Annotated in this window: 2 protein-coding genes; both read right to left on the reverse strand. The window is 76.0% G+C overall.

Annotated elements, in window-relative coordinates:
• A partial coding sequence (locus tag SSNG_RS01875) for a M1 family metallopeptidase (RefSeq protein WP_042800389.1) occupies positions 1-1,109 on the reverse strand: 1,109 nt, incomplete at its 3' end.
• 39 nt (positions 1,110-1,148) lie between these two features.
• Positions 1,149-3,477: Pls/PosA family non-ribosomal peptide synthetase (locus tag SSNG_RS01880; RefSeq protein ID WP_241694970.1), on the reverse strand; the 2,329-nt coding region annotated here is incomplete at its 5' end.

Below are 3,477 nucleotides of genomic sequence, written 5' to 3' on the forward strand. Positions count from 1 at the left end.
TGGTAGAGCCGGTCGTCGAACATCAGCCTGCGGCCCGGGGCGGCCAGCCGCAGGTCCTGCGGCAGCGAGGCCAGCAGCCGGTGCGCGGCGGTCGCGTGCTCGTGCGCGCTGCGGCCCCCGGAGCGCTCCGACCAGAGCCATTCGGCGTACTTGGCGAAGCCCTCGTTGAGCCAGATGTGGCGCCAGTCGGCGATGCCGACGCTGTTGCCGAACCACTGGTGGGCCAGCTCGTGGGCGACGAGGCGCTCCCAGCCCCGCGCGCCGTCCACGTGGTTCGTGCCGAACAGGGACAGCCCCTGCGCCTCCACGGGGACGTCCAGTTCCTCGTCGGCGACGACCACCGCGTACTCGCCGAAGGGGTAGGGGCCGAAGAGCTCCTCGAAGAGCCGCATCATGGCGGGCTGCCGGGCGAAGTCCCGGGAGAACCGCGGCAGCACGTGGGCGGGCACGTGCGCGGTCTGCGGCACCCCGCCGAGGCCCGGGTCGCCGAGCAGCACCGTCTGGTACTGGCCGATGGCCAGGCCGACCAGGTAGCTGGGGGTGGGTGCGGACTGCTCGTACACCCAGGTGGTGGTGCTCGCCCTGGTGGTCCGGGTGAGGAGGCGGCCGACGGCGGCGACCGTGTAGGCGGACGGGGTGTTCAGGGAGATGTGGTAGGCGGCCTTGTCGGCGGGCCGGTCGTTGCACGGGTACCAGGACGGGGCGCCGACGGGCTGGCTGGCCACGAGCGCCCCGTCCGTCAGCTCCTCCCAGCCGAGCCCGCCCCAGGGGCTGCGCACCGGCTTCGGGTTGCCCGCCCAGTGGACCTCGACGGTGAAGGCGGCCCCGGCGCGCAGGGCCTTGGCCGGGCGGACGCGGAGCCGGCCGGCCCGGTGGGTGTAGTGCGGGGCACGCCCGTCCACCAGAACCCGGCCGATCCGGAAGGCGGCCAGGTTCAGGTGGAATTCGGCCAGCGGGGCCGGTCCGGCGATGGCGCTGAGGCGGGCGGTGCCGGCCAGCCGGTTGGGGCCGGGCCGGTACTCCAGGGCGAGTTCGTAGCGGTGCACCCGGTACCGGGGGTCGCCGTTGTCCGGGAAGTACGGGTCCACCGCCGTGCTCTGGCCGCTCATCGCCGGTTCCGCTCCCCGCTCTGTGCCGCGGTCCCCGGGCTAGGACCGCCACGCCTCGATCGGATTGCCCAGCCAGCGGGTGTCGGCGGGGACGGACTCCCCGGCCATCACGAGGGAGGCGGGACCCAGGGTGCTGCGTGCCCCCACCGTGCTCCCGGGCAGGACGATTCCGCCGGGGCCCAGGGTGGCGCCCTCGCGGAGGACCACAGTATCCGTCCGCAAGATCCGGTCGTGGAAGAGGTGCGTCTGCAACACGCAGCCCCGGTTGACGCTGACCGCGTCGCCGAGGGTCACCAGGTCCGTCTCGGGCAGCCAGTAGCTCTCGCACCACACGCCCCGGCCGATGCGCGCCCCGAGCCCGCGCAGCAACAGGACCAGCAGCGGGGTTCCGGGGACGGCTCCGGCGAGCCAGGGCACGGCCAGCACCTCCACGAAGGTGTCGGCCAGTTCGCCCCGCCAGACGAAGCCGCTCCACAGCGGGTGTTCCGCCCGCCGGTGCCGGCCGACCAGCAGCCACTTGGCCGCGACGGTGACGGCGCAGGCGGCCGCGCCCGCGGTGAGCAGGACCGCCCCGGACAGCAGGGCGGCCCCCGGCACCCCCAGCACGGGCGTCGCGGCCAGCGCGCACAGCGCCGCCAGGGTGAGGACGGCGAGGCCGGCCGAGCAGAAGACGGGCACCAGCCGGCAGGCCTCGACCAGGCCGCGCGCCCACAGGAGCCGGGCGGGCGGGTCGTACGTGCGGCTGCCGTCGGCGGCCGCGGCGGACCGGGGCAGCCGCACCGGGGGCAGGCCCAGGTACGAGCTGCCCTTCTTGGCCTTCTTCGGAGTGGCGGACAGGACGCCGACCAGCCCGCCGTCCGGCACGCTGCGGCCGGGCGCGGTCATCCCGGAGTTGCCGAGGAACGCCCGCCGGCCGATCTCGGAGCGGCCGATCCGCATCCAGCCGCCGCCGCGTTCGCAGGGGGCGGTCAGGGTGTCGTCGGCGAGGAACGCGCCGTCGCCCACGGTGGTGAGGCTGGGCAGGGCGAGCACGGTGGACACCTCGGCGCCCCGGCCGACGCGCATGCCGAGCAGTCTCAGCCACACGGGGGTGACCAGCCCGGCGTAGAGCGGGAAGAGCGTCGCCCGGGCCAGGTCCATCAGCTGGACGACCGCCCAGGCCTGCCAGCCGACGCGGCTGTGGGTGGGGTGGTTCCCGGTGCGCAGCCCGAGGCTGAGCAGGCGTACGGCGGTCAGGACGAGCAGCGCGTACGCCAGGACGAAGGCGAGCGCACCGGGCACGACGGCGAGCAGCGCCCCGCGCAGGGCCCCGGCGGGTCCGGCGCCGGCGGGTACGAACCGCCCGGCGACGAGCAGCGCGGGGAGCGCGGCGAGCAGCGGCAGGGCGGTGAGGCAGAAACCGGTGGCTCCGTACATGGCCCGCCAGAGCAGGGCGCGCGGCGGGCGTTCCCCGGGCCAGTCGTGCTTGGCCCGGCCGAGCCTGACGGCGGGGGCGCCGCCCCAGCGCTGCCCGGCCGGGACCTGTCCGGCCACGGCGGAGCCCGGGGCCACTTCGGCCCGCTTGCCGACGCGGGCGCCGGGGAAGAGCGTGCTCCGGGTGCCGACGACGGCGCCCGCGCCGATCCGGACGGAACCGATCTCCAGGCGGTCTCCGTCCAGCCAGTGCCCGCTGAGGTCCACCTCCGATTCCACGGCGCAGCCGCGGCCGAGCCGGAGCATGCCGGTGACCGGGGGCAGCGAGTGCAGGTCCACGTCGGGGCCCAGGCGGGCGCCGAGGGCGCGGGCGTATCGCTGGAGCCAGGGGCCGGTGAGGGAGGTGGCGCCGGAGCACTCGGCGAGCCGTTCGGCCGTCCACAGCCGCAGGTGCACGCTGCCGCCGCGCGGGTGACGGCCTGCCCGTACCCCGCGCAGCAGCAGGCGGGCGCCGCCGGCGGCGATGGCGAGGCGGCCGGGCGGGCTGAACAGCAGGGCCGCGCCGGCGGCCACGTACCACCAGGAGGCGGTGGGTGCCCAGGGGTACGGTCCGAGGCGGTGCAGCAGGTTGCCGAGTGCCAGCAGGGCGACGGTCCAGCGCAGGCCGACGAGGGTGAACAGCGGCAGCAGCAGGAGGCACTGGGCGGCCTTGGCGCGGGCCGGGACCGGTGCGACGGTGCGGGCGTCGCCGTCCTCGCGGACGGACCGCTCCAGCCGCCGGGCCAGTTTGCGCAGCGTCGGGTTCTGGTAGACGTCGAGGACCGCCACTGCGGGGTAGCGGGTGCGCAGCCGGGTGGTGAGCTGCGCGGCGGCGAGGCTGTTGCCGCCGGTGGCGAAGAAGTCGTCGCCGGCGCCGGTGACGGGCACGCCCAGGGTCTCGGTCCACTGTTTCGGC

Origin of the sequence: Streptomyces sp. C, assembly GCF_000158895.1 — a bacterium.
Taxonomy (GTDB): domain Bacteria; phylum Actinomycetota; class Actinomycetes; order Streptomycetales; family Streptomycetaceae; genus Streptomyces; species Streptomyces racemochromogenes.